Here is a 13,915-nt window from a genome sequence, read left to right on the forward strand (position 1 = left end):
TGGATGTTTGAAAAGGTCAATCGGATGCTTTACAAAAATAGCATTAAGCGGTACAGTGTTTACGTCTGTTTCATAGAGTAGATTGACGAACCGTTCCTTTTTCAGTTGTTTATGTTCATTATGATGTGTAGTAACCACTTAGAAGCCACGTTCAATTGCTGATTTTCAAATGGCATGATATAGGGAGGATTTACGTTATGGAACCCAAGAAAACGCCACGCGTACTGCAAAAAAACATCGAATTTTTCACCGCGGCGCTATCTCAACACCTCGTTTCGGTCTGGCAAGAGGACCCTACAGGTGTATACTGTGAGATTGGCTGTGGATATATCGAGTTATTCAGTAGCGAGATGATTCGGGTGCGCAATCAAGATGGAACCCCAAGCCATTATGACCGCAATATTACCATGTTTCAGTTAATCACGAAGGATCAGCCGATATAATTATTATATGCTATGCCTGCGCTGTTCTTCCAGATTAGAATTGTTTTATGTTACAATTACCGATTTTCATATCTGCTGAATCCTGCAGTTTTTCCAAAAAGCGCCTCAGAGCGCTTTTTTTGTCGACTTTTTTTGAACATCGTTTCGAAAAGCAGTATGATAAGGGAGCATATTACCTAAATTTAAAGGGGAATCAACCGATGGAGCATACAACATCAGATGGACGCATCCTGGTTATGACCGCGGTTGAAGGCGAACGGGAAGCTGTACTGCGGGGCCTGAAAGGCGATACCCGTTTTGTGGTCGAGCTGGCTGGCGTGGGCGCACCGTCCGCAGCGGCTTCAACCGCGCTAGCACTGGCGGCGGCTGGTGACTACCGACTGGTTATCAGCGCCGGAATTGGTGGCGGCTTCGTGGAGGTCGCTGAACTGGAAAGCGTCGTTGTTGCTGACGCGATCATTGCCGCCGACCTGGGTGCCGAGACGGCAGAGGGCTTCAGCAGCGTGGACGAGCTGGGTTTCGGCTCAAGCCGAATTGCCGTGAATGTTGCCACCGCGCAGCGATTCGTTCAGGCGTTGCGTGCCGTTGGACAGACAGCTGTCGCGGGGCCGATCCTGACCGTCTCCACGGCCACCGGTACGGCGGCAACAGCGGAACGACTGGCCAAGCGCGTTCCCGGAGCCGCTGCCGAAGCGATGGAAGGCTACGGCGTAGCCGTGGCGGCAAATAGGCTGGAACTGCCGACGATGGAAATCCGTACGATTTCCAATGCTGTCGGTCCACGTGACCGTGTAGCCTGGCGGATCAAAGAGGCTTTGCAAGCGTTGGAAGCCGCATTTTCTACATTAACGGAGGTTATATAGATGCAAATTGCTTTTTCACCTTGTCCTAACGACACTTTTGTCTTCCATGCCCTGGCGCATGGATTGATTCCGGGCGCACCCGCGCTGGACATTACATTTGCCGATATCGACATCACCAACAATCTGGCGATCACACCAGACGGACTCGATATCATGAAAATTTCGTATGCTGCACTCCCTTGGGTGCTAGATGAATATGCCCTGTTGCCTTGCGGGGGCGCACTGGGCCGGGGTTGTGGGCCGCTCGTGCTGACCAGGGAAGGTTCCACGATCGAAGGCCCGGAAGCCCTGTCTGGCAAGCGTGTAGCCGTTCCGAGTGAACGTTCCACTGCCTATCTGCTGTTCCGCCTGTGGGCAGCCAAGCATGTGCCTGGGGGTGTCGGCGAGATCGTCGTGATGCCGTTCGACCAAATCATGCCTGCTGTCCGTGACGGGGAGATAGATGCCGGACTGGTTATTCATGAAGCACGGTTCACGTATCCGTCCTACGGACTTAGTAAGCAAGTCGATCTGGGGAACTGGTGGGAAGAAGATACAGGGCTGCCGATCCCGCTCGGAGCTATCATTGCCCGCCGTACGCTGGATCTGGATGCGATCACAAACTGGATACGCGCCTCTGTCGAATATGCTTGGAAGCATCCTGAAGCTTCGCGTGAATATGTATTGTCTCATGCGCAGGAACTTTCACCCGATGTCGCCCAATCGCATATCGACCTTTACGTAAACGATTTTACCGCCAATCTGGGCGACAGCGGATATGCCGCCATCGAAGCTTTGCTTGGTCGCGCTGCGCAGGCAGGGCTGGTACCTTCGTTTGATTTAGCCCAACTGCGCCCTACTTCCACAACAACACGTTAAAAGGGACAGACATGCCATGCATGTTTTCATGCTGAATAGAGTAGTTTAAACATATAAAACCTCCCGAACGAGCACATGGCCTAGCCAGGCGCCCCATTCGGGAGGTTTTATCATTTCATATGGCGAATCCTCATTCGGACTCGCTTGATCCTTATTCTTAGTTCTGTTCCTGCTCCACAACCTCGGTCTTAAATACGTTATCCAGTTTGGTACCCAATCTTTTGACCAGCGGCACCTTGATATCCCGGCTCAGCTCCTTGAAAAAAGCGTCCATGTCACAATTAATCTTATCCAACACGACCTTCACGGTACCCTCTTCCAAGATCTGCTCATTCAGATCCTCCGGTACGGTAACCGAGATATCATACTTCTTGCTTAACGTTTTAATGTAGCGGGTAAAGATTTCGATAAGCTCCTCATTGTTGAACTTCTCAACTGCAACTTGCCCTTTGTTAGTAAATTTCAAATTCACTCTCACGTTAGCATTTCCCCTTTTCCTTTTGACCATTTATTTTGGATAAACGTTGAACCTTTCAGAGGCTCTTCAAAGAAAGGGCCTTACCGGTCGTTTTAGACTCTTGTCCTTTGATATACTAAGTATAACACATTAAGGCCGTTTTCATTTCCCAACTTGTCGTTTTATGATAAAAAATGATACAATTTGCGCATTTTCAGCATAAATTCTTTCTTTTCATGCCAATCATTAGAAATAGTTTATACACAAATACACAAAAAAACGCCTATCTCGCAAAAGAAAGACGTTTCCGTATAGATGCCTAAGTGGTATGCATTTACAGAGGTTTCGTACATTCCCAACCGTGTGAACGATACTCACGCACAGCGTCTCGTATATCCTCAATATCATCAGAATGCAGCAAAACGGCAGGTAGAATTACCCAATATTCATTCTCCGCTAGATCAATAAATACGTCCTCGACATCGTAATATTGCATATCGCCAAATGCCGTATCCCTAATTTTCTGTCCAACCAAAGGTGTAAACTGGGAATCAAATGTTTTCATCACCTTCGTATATTCCTTCACGCCCGTTGCCGAGATCTGCTGTGAAATAATGACGCTCAATGCTGTTACCTCCCTGACCTAATAATGCTCATTATACCCTTCTCTCAGACCTTCTACAAAACCTTGTGCAAAAAAAATCATAAAAATCAATAGGCCGATGCCAATAGCTACGGAGCTGATTACGATAATGAAGATCCCCTGCGTGTCTCTTTGTTCCATCTTTTTAGTCAAAATTCCGAAAACAAGACCTATGATCCCCAACAAGCCTCCAACGACAAAAAAACTAAATACGAACCCCAAACCTGCAAAAATCCAGCCAAATAGAGCGAGCACCCAGCCCTGCGGCTGTGGCTCACTCTGTTTCATCTGCCAGCGTTCCCTCGCTGTAGGTGTATATCTGTCCATTCCTTAGCTCCCCCGCTCATTGCATCTCTTAAGAAAAAAATTCGCTCGCCTTCTCCCGATGGACAGGCTTGATATGCATGTCCAACACTTTCAAAGCTGCCAGCACAATCCCCGCATCATCTGTAAAACCCAACATTGGAATAACATCTGATATAGCATCTAATGGAGAAATAAAATACGCTAAGGCTCCGAATGCTACCCCTTTGGCATACAGAGGCGTTTCAGGATCTATCGCACAATAGTACATAGCCACCGCATCCTTCACAAAGGGAACTTTTCCAGCCGTGGACTTTACCTTGTTGAAAAATCCCTTTTTCACCTGTTCTTCCTGTTTTGGATCATACTTGGCTTTGGTTACGTCAAAATCCTTCATAGGTTCCTCCTCTTGCTGACTGGTGAGTTTGAAAGTGCCACCTTCCCGCTTACCAAGCGGATAATTTTGAACCGTCATTTTCACTAACTCAACAGACTTATAGTCATATTTTACTATGACCTCCTTTGATATTCTAGTATATTTTTCCTATTCCTTGCTCCTATGTATTTGTACATGCTTTTGCTTACGATTCCAGAACAAACTAAACGACCTTTCCCATTAGAATTTCGAGAAAAGGCCGTTACTAAAACAATATGAATCTTTTACTGTTTACCGTTGCTATAAATCGTGCTTAACTTGGATGTTGCTCTGATGCCATTCGGACCTTCAATAATGGCACGTCCTTGTTCAGTATAGCTCGATCCTGCCCAGTCGTTTGACATATCCAAATATTCTAGACCTGATCCATTTCCTTTCCAAGACCATCCGAGATAACCTACACCTTTTTGTTGGGCATAACTCATAATGGTGGCCTCGTCAACATCACCATTTGTATGCTTGATTCCGAATTCTCCAATGATGAGAGCTAGATTTTTGTTTAATACATTGTCAATATTGCTTTTTACTGTTTCGGCATTTCCCCCAGCGTATTCGTACATATGAATGGAGAACATCGTATTTTTAAGCGGATCGGTATCAAACACTTGCGTTCCGTAGTCAAAAATCGACTTCGGATATTGCCCCCACCCAGCGGCGTCAACCATAATGGTATTTTTGATGCCAGCATTTCTTAGCTTTGGAATAACTGATTTATACCCCTGTGCCCAGCCGTTCCCATCCCAAGTACCAAACCATTCATTCGCGATGTTGAGAATGACTGTATTTTCTTTTCCAATCAGTGCACTTTTCATTTCAATCCAGTAATCTGCGATTTTATTCAACACAGCAGCATTATCATTTCCCGTACCATCATGTACTTCAAGGATAACAACCAATTTGTTTTGTTCTGATAAAGTGATCAGGTTTTGCAACGCTGACAAATCATCTTTCGTCCATTGTTGACCGTCAGACAGCACGATTCTAATCGTGTTCGCTCCGGTTTTGGCAATTGCAGGTATCGCAACCGACTCTTGACCTTTGTACCAAGTGTAAGCGTGATTAACTCCTCTCATGACAAAGGGATTTCCGTTGCCATCATAAAGCGTCGTACCTTTAACATAAAATCCTGTATTTTGAGAGGAGTCGGAACTTGTTGTTACTTTTAAGACATTACTTGGTTCCGAAATATTGCCTGCTGCATCTTTCGCTTTTACAGTGAAGTTGTAGGATGTGTTCGCAGTGAGACCCGTCACTGTATAACTTGTTGTGGTGCTCGTGCCTACCAGATCTGTTCCGTTATAAATAACGTAGCCAGTTACACCTACATTGTCTATTGAGGTCGTCCATGTAAGAGTGACAGATGTGCTCGTCTTGGATGAGCTTTGGAGGTTTGTTGGGGCGGTTGGTGGTGTCGTATCTGTTGTCGTATCAATCTGCGTGAATCTCCACCTTTGCTGAGCGCTACCGTTGTCGGCCCATTGTTGAACGTTTGCACCGTCATGGGTATAACCACCGACAACATCCAATGCTTTACCACTAGATTGCGAGATCAGCTTATAATATCCACCACCAACGTCAATGATTTTCCATTTTTGCTGAGCGTTCCCGTTGTCTGTCCATTGTTGAACGTTCGCTCCGTCATGGGTATTACCACCGGCTACATCCAATGCTTTGCCACTAGATTGCGAGATCAGCTTATAATATCCACCACCAACGTCAACCACTCTCCACTTCTGTTGCTCCTTTCCGTTATCGGTCCATTGTTGAACATTCGCTCCGTCATCCTTTGATCCCCCTTCAACTTCCAGGCTTTTTCCGCTATGCTGTGCAGTAATTTTGTAAACAGCATCTGAAATAATATCCGATTGGGCAGACGGTGTTGAATCAAGCGCTAGATTAGTAACTCCATCATTGTTAGCGCTTACAATAGTGGTCGGCAATATATAAACAAGCATTCCTAACGAGATCAAACACGACAATAATTTCTTCATTTTATACCCTCCAGGTAACCAGCGTTACAATTCACCGTTTGCTCGAAGTTTCCAACATTTCTATTTAACCGCATCTCAACATACACCTCTCCCTTAGCTTATATATTCAAATTTCCATCCCTTAGGCACGTACTATGATCTCTCCCTCCCGGCCATAATTCGGAAAAGAAAAAAGAACCAAAAGAGCTCTATCCTAATATTAGGTAAACGCTTTCAATTATTCCAAACTAATTATGTGATTGGGAAATGAATTCTTACTCATTCTAGTTTACGTTATACTAAATGTCAATTGTTAGCATAACAAAAATACGTAAAATACAATCATTATAAAAAAACAAACATCCTATAAACATAACAAATTAGTGATATTGAGTATCACGTTTCTTTTATCACCTCTTTTTTTGCTCTAAAATATTATATTCATTGAATTCTTTACATAAGAACGAAAACTAGAAAAAAAAACAAAAAACCTTTAACGTAATTTTGTTAGTTTAATGTTTTTTATAACAGTACATCTTGTTAGCTAATTTGGTACGACAAACCTCTTTGAAAATCATAGTCAAAAAAAGCACGCTATATTGGTGCTTCCAATATGCGTGCATGAAAGAAGTTATTGAAGTTCTTCTTGATCCATCGCCCCCCGTTAATCCTCAAATGTCTCACCGTTCTGATACTTGGTGGATAACTCTATTCTTTCTTTAATATTTACCAGATACACACTGCCTGCAATCAGCACCAGTCCCACAACAAACGTCAAAGTAAGTGATTCCTTGAGCATTACCATACTAAAGACCGTGGACAACACCGGTATCATAAACGTATAGGAGCCGACGGTTCCTGCATCTCCGTTATCGATCAGTTTAAAATAAATCATCCAGCCCATCGCAATCACGAATATCGAAATAAACAATAAAATCGCGATAAAGGAGGTAGTCCAGTGAATATCGCTCCATTTCTCGGTCGTAAATCCAATCCCATTGAGTATGATCCCCCCAAAAATGAGCTGCATCGTCACCGCCCAAATGGAGTCCAATTGATTGCTTTTTTTCTTCATATAAATCGTTCCAAGCGCCCAGCACAGTCCTGAAGCTAGTCCCAACACAATGCCCAGTACCGACAAATGCCCTGCCATCCCACCAGAGCTAATCACGATCACCCCGCCAAAACCCAGTACCAGTCCAATGACCTTCAGGGGAAACATACGCTCCCCCAACCACATCCAAGAGAATAATCCCAACAAGATCGGCTGAAGGAACACTAAAGTGGAAAATAACCCAGCAGGCAAATAACGTAGCCCTACCGTCTGCAAGCCATAGTAGCCTGCAATATTAAATATGGCCAGCACAAGATAAGTCCACGCATTCTGTCTAAAGCGCAAGGTTTCCCGGTGACGCATAGCGAACAATAGCAGAATCACACCACCCAGTAGGGTACGGATTCCTGAAAAAAATATCGGCGGTGTATCTGGCAAAGCCAGCTTGGTCAACGGCCAGTTGATCCCCCATACCATCACTAATATCAAGACAAGCCACAGTGTAGCTTTAGGTGTTAATTTTTTCATAGATGTCTTCTCTCCCTTAGATTTTCATCGCTCATTGCTACCGACTAAAATCTGAATAGCCGTTTGCAAAGTTTTGCTTTACTAGCGTATACTGTGATCACTAATAAATAAAATGAATGTTTTCAATAAGGGAGATAACTTTTCACTTATGACCATTACTCAAATTATGATCTTCGTTCGCGTAGCTGAAACGCTAAGCTTCACCCAAACTGCCCATGAGCTGCATATGACGCAGCCCGCGGTCAGCCATGCCATCGCCAGCATCGAAAACGAGCTGGATGTCCAGCTATTGCTGCGCGACCGAAAAAAAGGAGTGCTGCTGACCGATATCGGGCACAAGGTACTGCTGCAATTCCGCATGATGCTGCAAAGCATGGAAAAGGTACAGCAGCAGGTGGCTGCTGAAAAAGGTCTAGACGTGGGCACGATCACGATCGGTGCCTTTCCTTCTGCCTCAGCCTATTTTCTGCCCCCGATTATTCATCATATTCGTCAGCATTATCCGAACCTTGTTTTCGATCTACATGAAGGCTCCACGAATGAAGTCAAGGAGTGGGTGCATACCAGAGAAATCGAGGCGGGTATCATCCTGTTGCCAGACCCTCAGGTAGATGTAATCCCATTATGTCAGGATGACATGGTTATTCTCCTGCCAGACGGTCACCCTTTGCAATCGCACAATAAAATCGCCATTCGAGACTTGAATCAGCAGGATATGATCTTTTGTAAAGGTGGACATGAGGTCGCCATTATGGAAGGTTTTGAACGCGAGCAAAGTCAGTTGCAGGCACAGTTCATTACTCATAATATCAGCACCTTGGTCAGCATGGTTCGACAGGGACTAGGTATGGGTATTGTTTCTTCACTTGCCTTGTCCACGTTCCCTCATAATCTGACCGTCAAGGAGACTTCACCTCTGATCACACGCCAAATCGGTATCGCTGTACCATCCCTGCATAATGCTTCACTTGCTGTACAGTTATTTGTGCGAACCGCGCAGGAGCTATTTACGGATTCGAAGCAGTAGAAGCATTGGATCATGATCATAAGGAGGTCTATTCATATGCAGAGAAATCAAATCATTCGACCAAATAGCTAAATTTCTAACCCATTTCAGGTGGTTTTAGGGAAAGATGGAAACAATCCGTGGGGCCGAAACAATTGGTTGCCTATGCTGGACTACGACAAAGAGCAAATCAAAAATTAAAGGTCTATATCATATAAGAAAAGAAAAAGAAAGAAGGCAAGCCTTACAAGGTAGCTGGGATCGCCTGCGCCAACAAGCTTATACATCACATATAATGCATTAATTCCACTGGTATATTATTCTAGTGCAGCGGGTAACCTATACTGAACACCTGCAATTTTTAAACTAGGAGGGTTTTGCATGGAACATCTCGTTATTTTGATCAGAAGTTTCTCTGCATTCGTTATCCTCATGCTAATTGGTAGAATATTGGGGAAGCAAACCCTCTCCAATATGAACTTTCACGAATTCGTGACGGCGGTCATATTAGGGGCTATAGCAGCCAACTTTGCCTTTAACGAAAAAATAGAAGTTGTCCACCTATTAATAGCCCTGTCTGTTTTTACAATTACTTCTTATGTTTTATCCAAGTTTTTTTTGAAATTCAGAAACTTTAAGATGTGGACAGAGGGAGCACCCACCGTGCTCATAGAAGGAGGGTTCATTCTCGAAGATAACTTAAAAAAAAATAATATGACATTAGATTCTTTAAATCAACAGCTTCGCCAGAAAGAAATTTTTAATATAGAAGAAGTGGAGTACGCCCTCCTTGAGATTAACGGAAAACTATCTGTTCAAAAGAAAAAGGAACTGCAAGCCGTGACATTAAAAGACCTGCAGTTGAATGCAGGTAATGCCACACAGTTCCCAATTGAGCTTGTAATCGACGGACAGCTTTTACATGGCAATTTAAACTCCAATCATATTCCCGAATCATGGCTGCTGTCTCAACTGAAGGCACGCGACAAAAAGTTAGAGGACGTATTCTATGCCGTTAAAGGCAGCAACGGCCAACTCTATGTGGATGAATATAAGGATAAAATCCAGCATCCAATTGATGTGGAGTAGTATTGACTTTCGATCAATAGTTACCTGAGATTCAACGTAATCAGATAATTGTATTTGGCAGCGTGCTTAAGCTCATCCAATATGATACCGTACACCGTGTCCTTATAGATGCCAGCAGGCAATCCAAACCAGATGTTGCGGTATCGTTCCACCGCACCCAACTCCCCCATCAAGGCGCGCTGTAAACCTTCTGTATAAGATTGCACCCTCTCATATTGCTCACTACTGATGCCTGCAATTTCCTGTCCTGTCAAAGCCCGATACATCTCTCTGAACATTTTATTGTGGCCGCGCTCATCGTTACGGATGCTTTCAATAATAGCCACCTGCTCTTGTGAGGGAGCCAAATTGATCAATTCATCGTAGAACAACTCATCGTTACGCTCCCCTTGTACCGCTTCCTTTATCATTTGTACTGCTTTCGGAAATCCTGTGTTCCAGATAGGTACAAAATTGGCCCGCATATAGTATGAATTTCCCCAGTAAGAAGGTACTTGATACAAGTTTATCTCCTCCCGATGTTAGTTTTTAGAAAAATATATGCGCATCTGCCCATGTCGGTTCCTAACATTAGGAAAATATACTGATGATAGCTAACACCGGGGAAGAACTCACTAAAAAATCAATTACAATTTGTGTCCCAGTTGAAAGTGCTGCATCTATTACTATAAGCTACAGAGAAATAGACGAGGGACTCCTTGACAAACATTAGCTGGTTTTCTTGTCTTAATATGGTCTACTAAAAAAATAAATAGGAGTTTTCCATAAACGGAAAACTCTTTCGCACTTTAAACAATCTGCTTCTATACTTTCTTCAATGTCGGACCAATCCACCAGCCAAATCATCCCATCGCCAAGAAACCTCATGTCCATGGAGATGTAGCCCCCCAAACCACTCGTCGATCCCTTGAACTGCAATACGGTCCGCTGATCCATTCAGTACCTCTTTACCCAACTCTGTCAGGATTACCTTTCGGTTCAGAAAATCCGGAATTTGTCTGAAATCCAAGCTGGCCTCATCCCCGTCAATGATCAGCAAAGGATGTTCGCCTTGCGCCAAAGCACGAATAAATTTCCAGTATTCGAGATCACCCATCCCAAGCACATGCAGGACGTCAGTTACCTGACGAAACAATTCCAATGGCGTATTCACTCCATTATGAACGGCCTGAAGCGTGGTCTGTTCCACAACGCCAAGACCATTCTGCTCCGAGGGCAGCCGCTTGAGATGCGCTGTGAAAGCTTCATAGGCAAAAGGCAGGCCGGATGCTGCCAATTCTGCCTTCTTGTCTTCCAGCAGATTAGCCATTTGAACAGGATCAGGAGAAGCATACGCCTGCCAAAGCTCGCTTCCAAGCTCCATTTCTTGCCGCCCAATAGTCCGCCAGGTCCCGGATAATGTTTGAAGCTGTGCCGGAGTGAGCTGTCCCAGACCATGAAACCGTTCGATTCCCGGAAACTCCCCAATACAGAGCAGGCTCAGCTTCGTGCGGCCCAGTTTCTGTCTTTTGAACCAGTGGAGCAGATAGGCGAGCATGCTCTGATCAAACAGGTCATGCTCAAACCACAATACGACTTCATCATACTTGATAAATTCACGAAGTTTCTGCTCTTGTTCCTCACAGCTCGTAATATATTTGCTGGCCGGAATACCCATCGTTTCTTCCAGGACCTGGGCCCGCAGTACCCGTTCTTCAGCCCCCGCTGGATTTGTAAATATCGGTCCTGCCGGATATACCTCTCTCCATACAAGCACGTCACCTTGTACAACACCCTGCTTCAACATGTCACCTACAACATCACCGTTAACAATATGTAGCATGTTTTGCCCTCCCTCATACAAATGATTGAACACGGAAACGAGGTCGGCTACCGGGAGTGTACCTTTCAACTTTCGGCGGGCATCGTGCAGCCGCTTCTTAAGCGTCGGGACCGGAGTGCCCAGATAATCGGAAATTTCCTGCAGAGAGTAGCCGTAAAAATAAAACAATCGCAGAGGAACGCGCAGCTTGGCAGACAGTGCCTTCACCGATTGTTGCAGAACTTGGCTCTCCTCCCTACGCTCCGCAATTTCTGCTAAACCCAGTACTCCTCCGGAAACCTGCACAGCCTCATCCAGAGGAAGCATCGAATGATGCTTACGCCGCAGCATCCGCTGGCACTGTCTTACGACAATGGTCTTGAACCAGCCTGGAAAAGCGGACGGGTTCTGTAGCTTCTCCAGATTCTGATAAGCCTCTATGAACGCATCCTGCACGGCATCTTCCGCGAGATGAACATCCTTCAGCATGTCATAGGACACCGCATAGGCCATCCCGCGAAAATGCAGCATCAGCTGACCGAACGCTTCCGCATCCCCTAGCCGCGCCTTTTCAACCCACTCCCTCATACGTTCCTAGCCTCTTTTCTTTCGTGTTCTTAATCTTATGTGCCGGCTCAGTGGGGGAAGGTTACAAATCATGTTGATGGAAAAATGAAATGATTGATAAAGAGCGTCACTGAACACAGCAACCATATTAACAGATTCCTTCTCAATAGAAGCATAATGTAGTTACAGGCTGTTGGTTTTCAACAGAAATATATCATCCTTTATTTTTCACGAGGTTAAGCTCAATATGACTTCGACCATGTAGCCATAGCAGTTCATCCAGTAAAAACGCCAATCCATCCTTACTACGCAAACGCTCAATCATTTCTGTAACGACCTCCACAATCTCACGCTGTACATTGTTCGTTAGTTGGAGGCCCCCACTTTCCCCATCCACATATAGATGTGGATGATCCAGTTGATCTACCTTTCGTACATGCCGCAGACACAATATCCCATGTTCAAGATAAAAGAAATAGCTACGATCATACAGAACTCCCTCAAATAATTCATACATATGAGGGTCATCATCAGGTCCATATGTCATGGTAACTCTTTTTAAGCCAACTGGATTGCTCATATATACTTTCACTCCCTCAGAATTCAATTGTTAGTTCCTATACTTGAAATTTTAATAAAGTAAAACTCTAATTTAAACAATGTGAACTTTTTATTTGATAAGTCCTGGAGGTTTGTATGCAATACTGTAATTTATGTATAAGAAGTCGTACATTAAATACATTCGCATATATTCTCTCTCAAAAATCAATCGCAATATGGTATATATACCAAGTTAACTTCTATTTTGTTATTGAGGTACTTATACTATATGTTTGAATTCTTATAATCAAAATGGAGAGTGATACAATGGATTTTATAAAATCTATTTACACAAAACAAAACGTAAATAGCTCAGTACTCTTTTTTGCATTTTTAGTTCTATATAGTGTTTTTTCTGAGATTGAAATTAAACCCGTAGCTCTCTTGCTTTTTACAATTGTATTTGCCTTTTTTAATGCCCTGAGTAAATTTGTCCAATCCACACGTAGTGATAATGATCTTAAGTAAAGTTGTCCTTAAACACATTAAAAAGACCTCCAGGGCGAATATAGTACGTGACTATACCGTTCTGGAGGTCTTGATTTACATTTTCGAATTGTTAACGCCCCATCGTGTAGGTTTGCAGACAACCCATTTTCATTGTATCCCCGTTATCTATCTTAACAAGGCTCTTCGTTCGGTTTCCCAGCATCCGTAGCTGTACGGAAGCTTGAACCACAGCCGCATGTAGCTACGGCATTCGGGTTATGAATCGTGAAGCCGCCTGACATTCCAGACTCTTCAAAGTCGATTTCCAGACCGTCCAGGTAGCGGATGCTTTCCTTTTCCACTACAATCTTCATATCCTGTACGTTCATATATATATCCTGATCCGTCTCGTTGTCGTCAAAGCCCATTGCATACGAGAATCCAGTGCAACCACCCGGCGTAACACCCAGACGTAAAAACATATTCGGCGTTTCCTGCTGCTCCAGCATATCTTTCAAACGCTCAGCAGCGGAATCGGTGATGTTAATCATAGCTCCATCCTCCTCTTTTACTTCATGTTCTCCTTCAGTATACTCCACTATTAGCAGGTGCTCAAGTCATGGAATGTCCTTCCCTTACAGGCTTAAAGACCTGTTTTTCTATTCGTTTGTATTGAACACCGGTGGTGTGAGGTTTATAATAGGTGAAGAGTGTGTAAAAGAAACTGTCGGAAATTTGTCATTTCAAAGGCGATATTTTGAGACATTCATCATTGTAGCCTGGCATTGTAACATTTTTCACATATCGTATATCCGCGCTGCCGGATTCTTACCGACGGAACGGGACATCCTGTGCGCACCTAGCGCTT

15 protein-coding genes and 1 pseudogene are annotated in these 13,915 nt (G+C 44.2%); 6 read left to right on the forward strand and 10 right to left on the reverse strand.

All coding sequences use genetic code 11. The features are described 5' to 3' along the window. The first annotated feature begins 197 nt into the window (after positions 1 to 197). From NLX82_RS17495 to NLX82_RS17505, 3 genes are all read left to right on the forward strand, one after another. Positions 198 to 443: a hypothetical protein gene (locus NLX82_RS17495; protein ID WP_007431922.1), complete on the forward strand. Its 246-nt coding sequence runs from the start codon at positions 198 to 200 to the stop codon at positions 441 to 443. A 200-nt stretch (positions 444 to 643) separates the two neighbouring features. After that, on the forward strand, positions 644 to 1,306 hold the full coding sequence (locus NLX82_RS17500) for a futalosine hydrolase (protein ID WP_069080303.1): 663 nt from the start codon (positions 644 to 646) through the stop codon (positions 1,304 to 1,306). Then, positions 1,307 to 2,164 carry a 1,4-dihydroxy-6-naphtoate synthase gene (locus NLX82_RS17505; protein ID WP_069080302.1) on the forward strand — a complete coding sequence of 286 codons (858 nt, stop codon included), beginning with the start codon at positions 1,307 to 1,309 and terminating at the stop codon, positions 2,162 to 2,164. A gap of 157 nt (positions 2,165 to 2,321) precedes the next feature. Here NLX82_RS17505 and NLX82_RS17510 read toward each other — a convergent pair whose 3' ends face one another. The 6 genes from NLX82_RS17510 to NLX82_RS17535 all read right to left on the reverse strand — a co-directional run bounded on the left by NLX82_RS17510 (position 2,322) and on the right by NLX82_RS17535 (position 7,555). Further along, complete coding sequence (locus tag NLX82_RS17510) at positions 2,322 to 2,642, reverse strand: hypothetical protein (RefSeq protein ID WP_023990165.1); 321 nt, start codon at positions 2,640 to 2,642, stop codon at positions 2,322 to 2,324. A gap of 313 nt (positions 2,643 to 2,955) precedes the next feature. After that, entirely contained in the window at positions 2,956 to 3,246 is a 291-nt protein-coding gene (locus tag NLX82_RS17515) for a hypothetical protein (protein ID WP_013311821.1), read from the reverse strand. Between the two features lie 18 nt (positions 3,247 to 3,264). Then, positions 3,265 to 3,591: a hypothetical protein gene (locus tag NLX82_RS17520; RefSeq protein WP_023990166.1), complete on the reverse strand. Its 327-nt coding sequence runs from the start codon at positions 3,589 to 3,591 to the stop codon at positions 3,265 to 3,267. A 28-nt stretch (positions 3,592 to 3,619) separates the two neighbouring features. Beyond that, positions 3,620 to 3,964 carry a YkvA family protein gene (locus NLX82_RS17525; RefSeq protein ID WP_048481562.1) on the reverse strand — a complete coding sequence of 115 codons (345 nt, stop codon included), beginning with the start codon at positions 3,962 to 3,964 and terminating at the stop codon, positions 3,620 to 3,622. Positions 3,965 to 4,227: 263 nt separating this feature from the next. Continuing rightward, complete coding sequence (locus NLX82_RS17530; protein ID WP_254348690.1) at positions 4,228 to 5,994, reverse strand: cellulase family glycosylhydrolase; 1,767 nt, start codon at positions 5,992 to 5,994, stop codon at positions 4,228 to 4,230. A 643-nt stretch (positions 5,995 to 6,637) separates the two neighbouring features. Further along, positions 6,638 to 7,555 (reverse strand): DMT family transporter, encoded by a 918-nt coding sequence (locus tag NLX82_RS17535; protein WP_028541440.1) that lies wholly within the window; start codon positions 7,553 to 7,555, stop codon positions 6,638 to 6,640. A gap of 148 nt (positions 7,556 to 7,703) precedes the next feature. Between NLX82_RS17535 and NLX82_RS17540 the strand changes: the two genes are divergently transcribed. From NLX82_RS17540 to NLX82_RS17550, 3 genes and pseudogenes are all read left to right on the forward strand, one after another. Beyond that, a complete protein-coding gene (locus NLX82_RS17540; protein ID WP_254348691.1) occupies positions 7,704 to 8,582 on the forward strand; it encodes a LysR family transcriptional regulator in 879 nt (292 codons plus the stop codon). 149 nt (positions 8,583 to 8,731) lie between these two features. After that, positions 8,732 to 8,857 (forward strand): annotated as a pseudogene (locus NLX82_RS17545) (IS110 family RNA-guided transposase); the annotation flags it as partial. Between the two features lie 85 nt (positions 8,858 to 8,942). Then, positions 8,943 to 9,650: a DUF421 domain-containing protein gene (locus tag NLX82_RS17550; protein WP_254348692.1), complete on the forward strand. Its 708-nt coding sequence runs from the start codon at positions 8,943 to 8,945 to the stop codon at positions 9,648 to 9,650. A gap of 20 nt (positions 9,651 to 9,670) precedes the next feature. Here NLX82_RS17550 and NLX82_RS17555 read toward each other — a convergent pair whose 3' ends face one another. The 4 genes from NLX82_RS17555 to NLX82_RS17570 all read right to left on the reverse strand — a co-directional run bounded on the left by NLX82_RS17555 (position 9,671) and on the right by NLX82_RS17570 (position 13,598). Then, entirely contained in the window at positions 9,671 to 10,114 is a 444-nt protein-coding gene (locus NLX82_RS17555; RefSeq protein ID WP_049828413.1) for a ferritin-like domain-containing protein, read from the reverse strand. A gap of 350 nt (positions 10,115 to 10,464) precedes the next feature. Next, positions 10,465 to 12,039: a sigma-70 family RNA polymerase sigma factor gene (locus NLX82_RS17560; RefSeq protein WP_254348693.1), complete on the reverse strand. Its 1,575-nt coding sequence runs from the start codon at positions 12,037 to 12,039 to the stop codon at positions 10,465 to 10,467. 193 nt (positions 12,040 to 12,232) lie between these two features. Continuing rightward, complete coding sequence (locus tag NLX82_RS17565; protein WP_254348694.1) at positions 12,233 to 12,598, reverse strand: hypothetical protein; 366 nt, start codon at positions 12,596 to 12,598, stop codon at positions 12,233 to 12,235. Between the two features lie 640 nt (positions 12,599 to 13,238). After that, positions 13,239 to 13,598 (reverse strand): HesB/IscA family protein, encoded by a 360-nt coding sequence (locus tag NLX82_RS17570; RefSeq protein ID WP_013311832.1) that lies wholly within the window; start codon positions 13,596 to 13,598, stop codon positions 13,239 to 13,241. Between the last annotated feature and the right edge of the window lie 317 nt (positions 13,599 to 13,915).

Origin of the sequence: Paenibacillus sp. A3M_27_13, from assembly GCF_024213315.1 — a bacterium.
GTDB classification, from domain to species: domain Bacteria; phylum Bacillota; class Bacilli; order Paenibacillales; family Paenibacillaceae; genus Paenibacillus; species Paenibacillus polymyxa_B.

Excerpts from the sequence above, each read along its gene's own strand:
- NLX82_RS17565 (WP_254348694.1), bottom strand. The coding sequence starts at position 12,598 with ATGAGCAATCCAGTTGGCTTAAAAAGAGTTACCATGACATATGGACCT.
- NLX82_RS17520 (WP_023990166.1), bottom strand. The coding sequence starts at position 3,591 with ATGGACAGATATACACCTACAGCGAGGGAACGCTGGCAGATGAAACAG.
- NLX82_RS17525 (WP_048481562.1), bottom strand. The coding sequence starts at position 3,964 with ATGAAGGATTTTGACGTAACCAAAGCCAAGTATGATCCAAAACAGGAA.
- NLX82_RS17500 (WP_069080303.1), top strand. The coding sequence starts at position 644 with ATGGAGCATACAACATCAGATGGACGCATCCTGGTTATGACCGCGGTT.
- NLX82_RS17560 (WP_254348693.1), bottom strand. The coding sequence starts at position 12,039 with ATGAGGGAGTGGGTTGAAAAGGCGCGGCTAGGGGATGCGGAAGCGTTC.
- NLX82_RS17540 (WP_254348691.1), top strand. The coding sequence starts at position 7,704 with ATGACCATTACTCAAATTATGATCTTCGTTCGCGTAGCTGAAACGCTA.
- NLX82_RS17550 (WP_254348692.1), top strand. The coding sequence starts at position 8,943 with ATGGAACATCTCGTTATTTTGATCAGAAGTTTCTCTGCATTCGTTATC.
- NLX82_RS17535 (WP_028541440.1), bottom strand. The coding sequence starts at position 7,555 with ATGAAAAAATTAACACCTAAAGCTACACTGTGGCTTGTCTTGATATTA.
- NLX82_RS17495 (WP_007431922.1), top strand. The coding sequence starts at position 198 with ATGGAACCCAAGAAAACGCCACGCGTACTGCAAAAAAACATCGAATTT.
- NLX82_RS17530 (WP_254348690.1), bottom strand. The coding sequence starts at position 5,994 with ATGAAGAAATTATTGTCGTGTTTGATCTCGTTAGGAATGCTTGTTTAT.
- NLX82_RS17570 (WP_013311832.1), bottom strand. The coding sequence starts at position 13,598 with ATGATTAACATCACCGATTCCGCTGCTGAGCGTTTGAAAGATATGCTG.
- NLX82_RS17555 (WP_049828413.1), bottom strand. The coding sequence starts at position 10,114 with ATGCGGGCCAATTTTGTACCTATCTGGAACACAGGATTTCCGAAAGCA.
- NLX82_RS17505 (WP_069080302.1), top strand. The coding sequence starts at position 1,307 with ATGCAAATTGCTTTTTCACCTTGTCCTAACGACACTTTTGTCTTCCAT.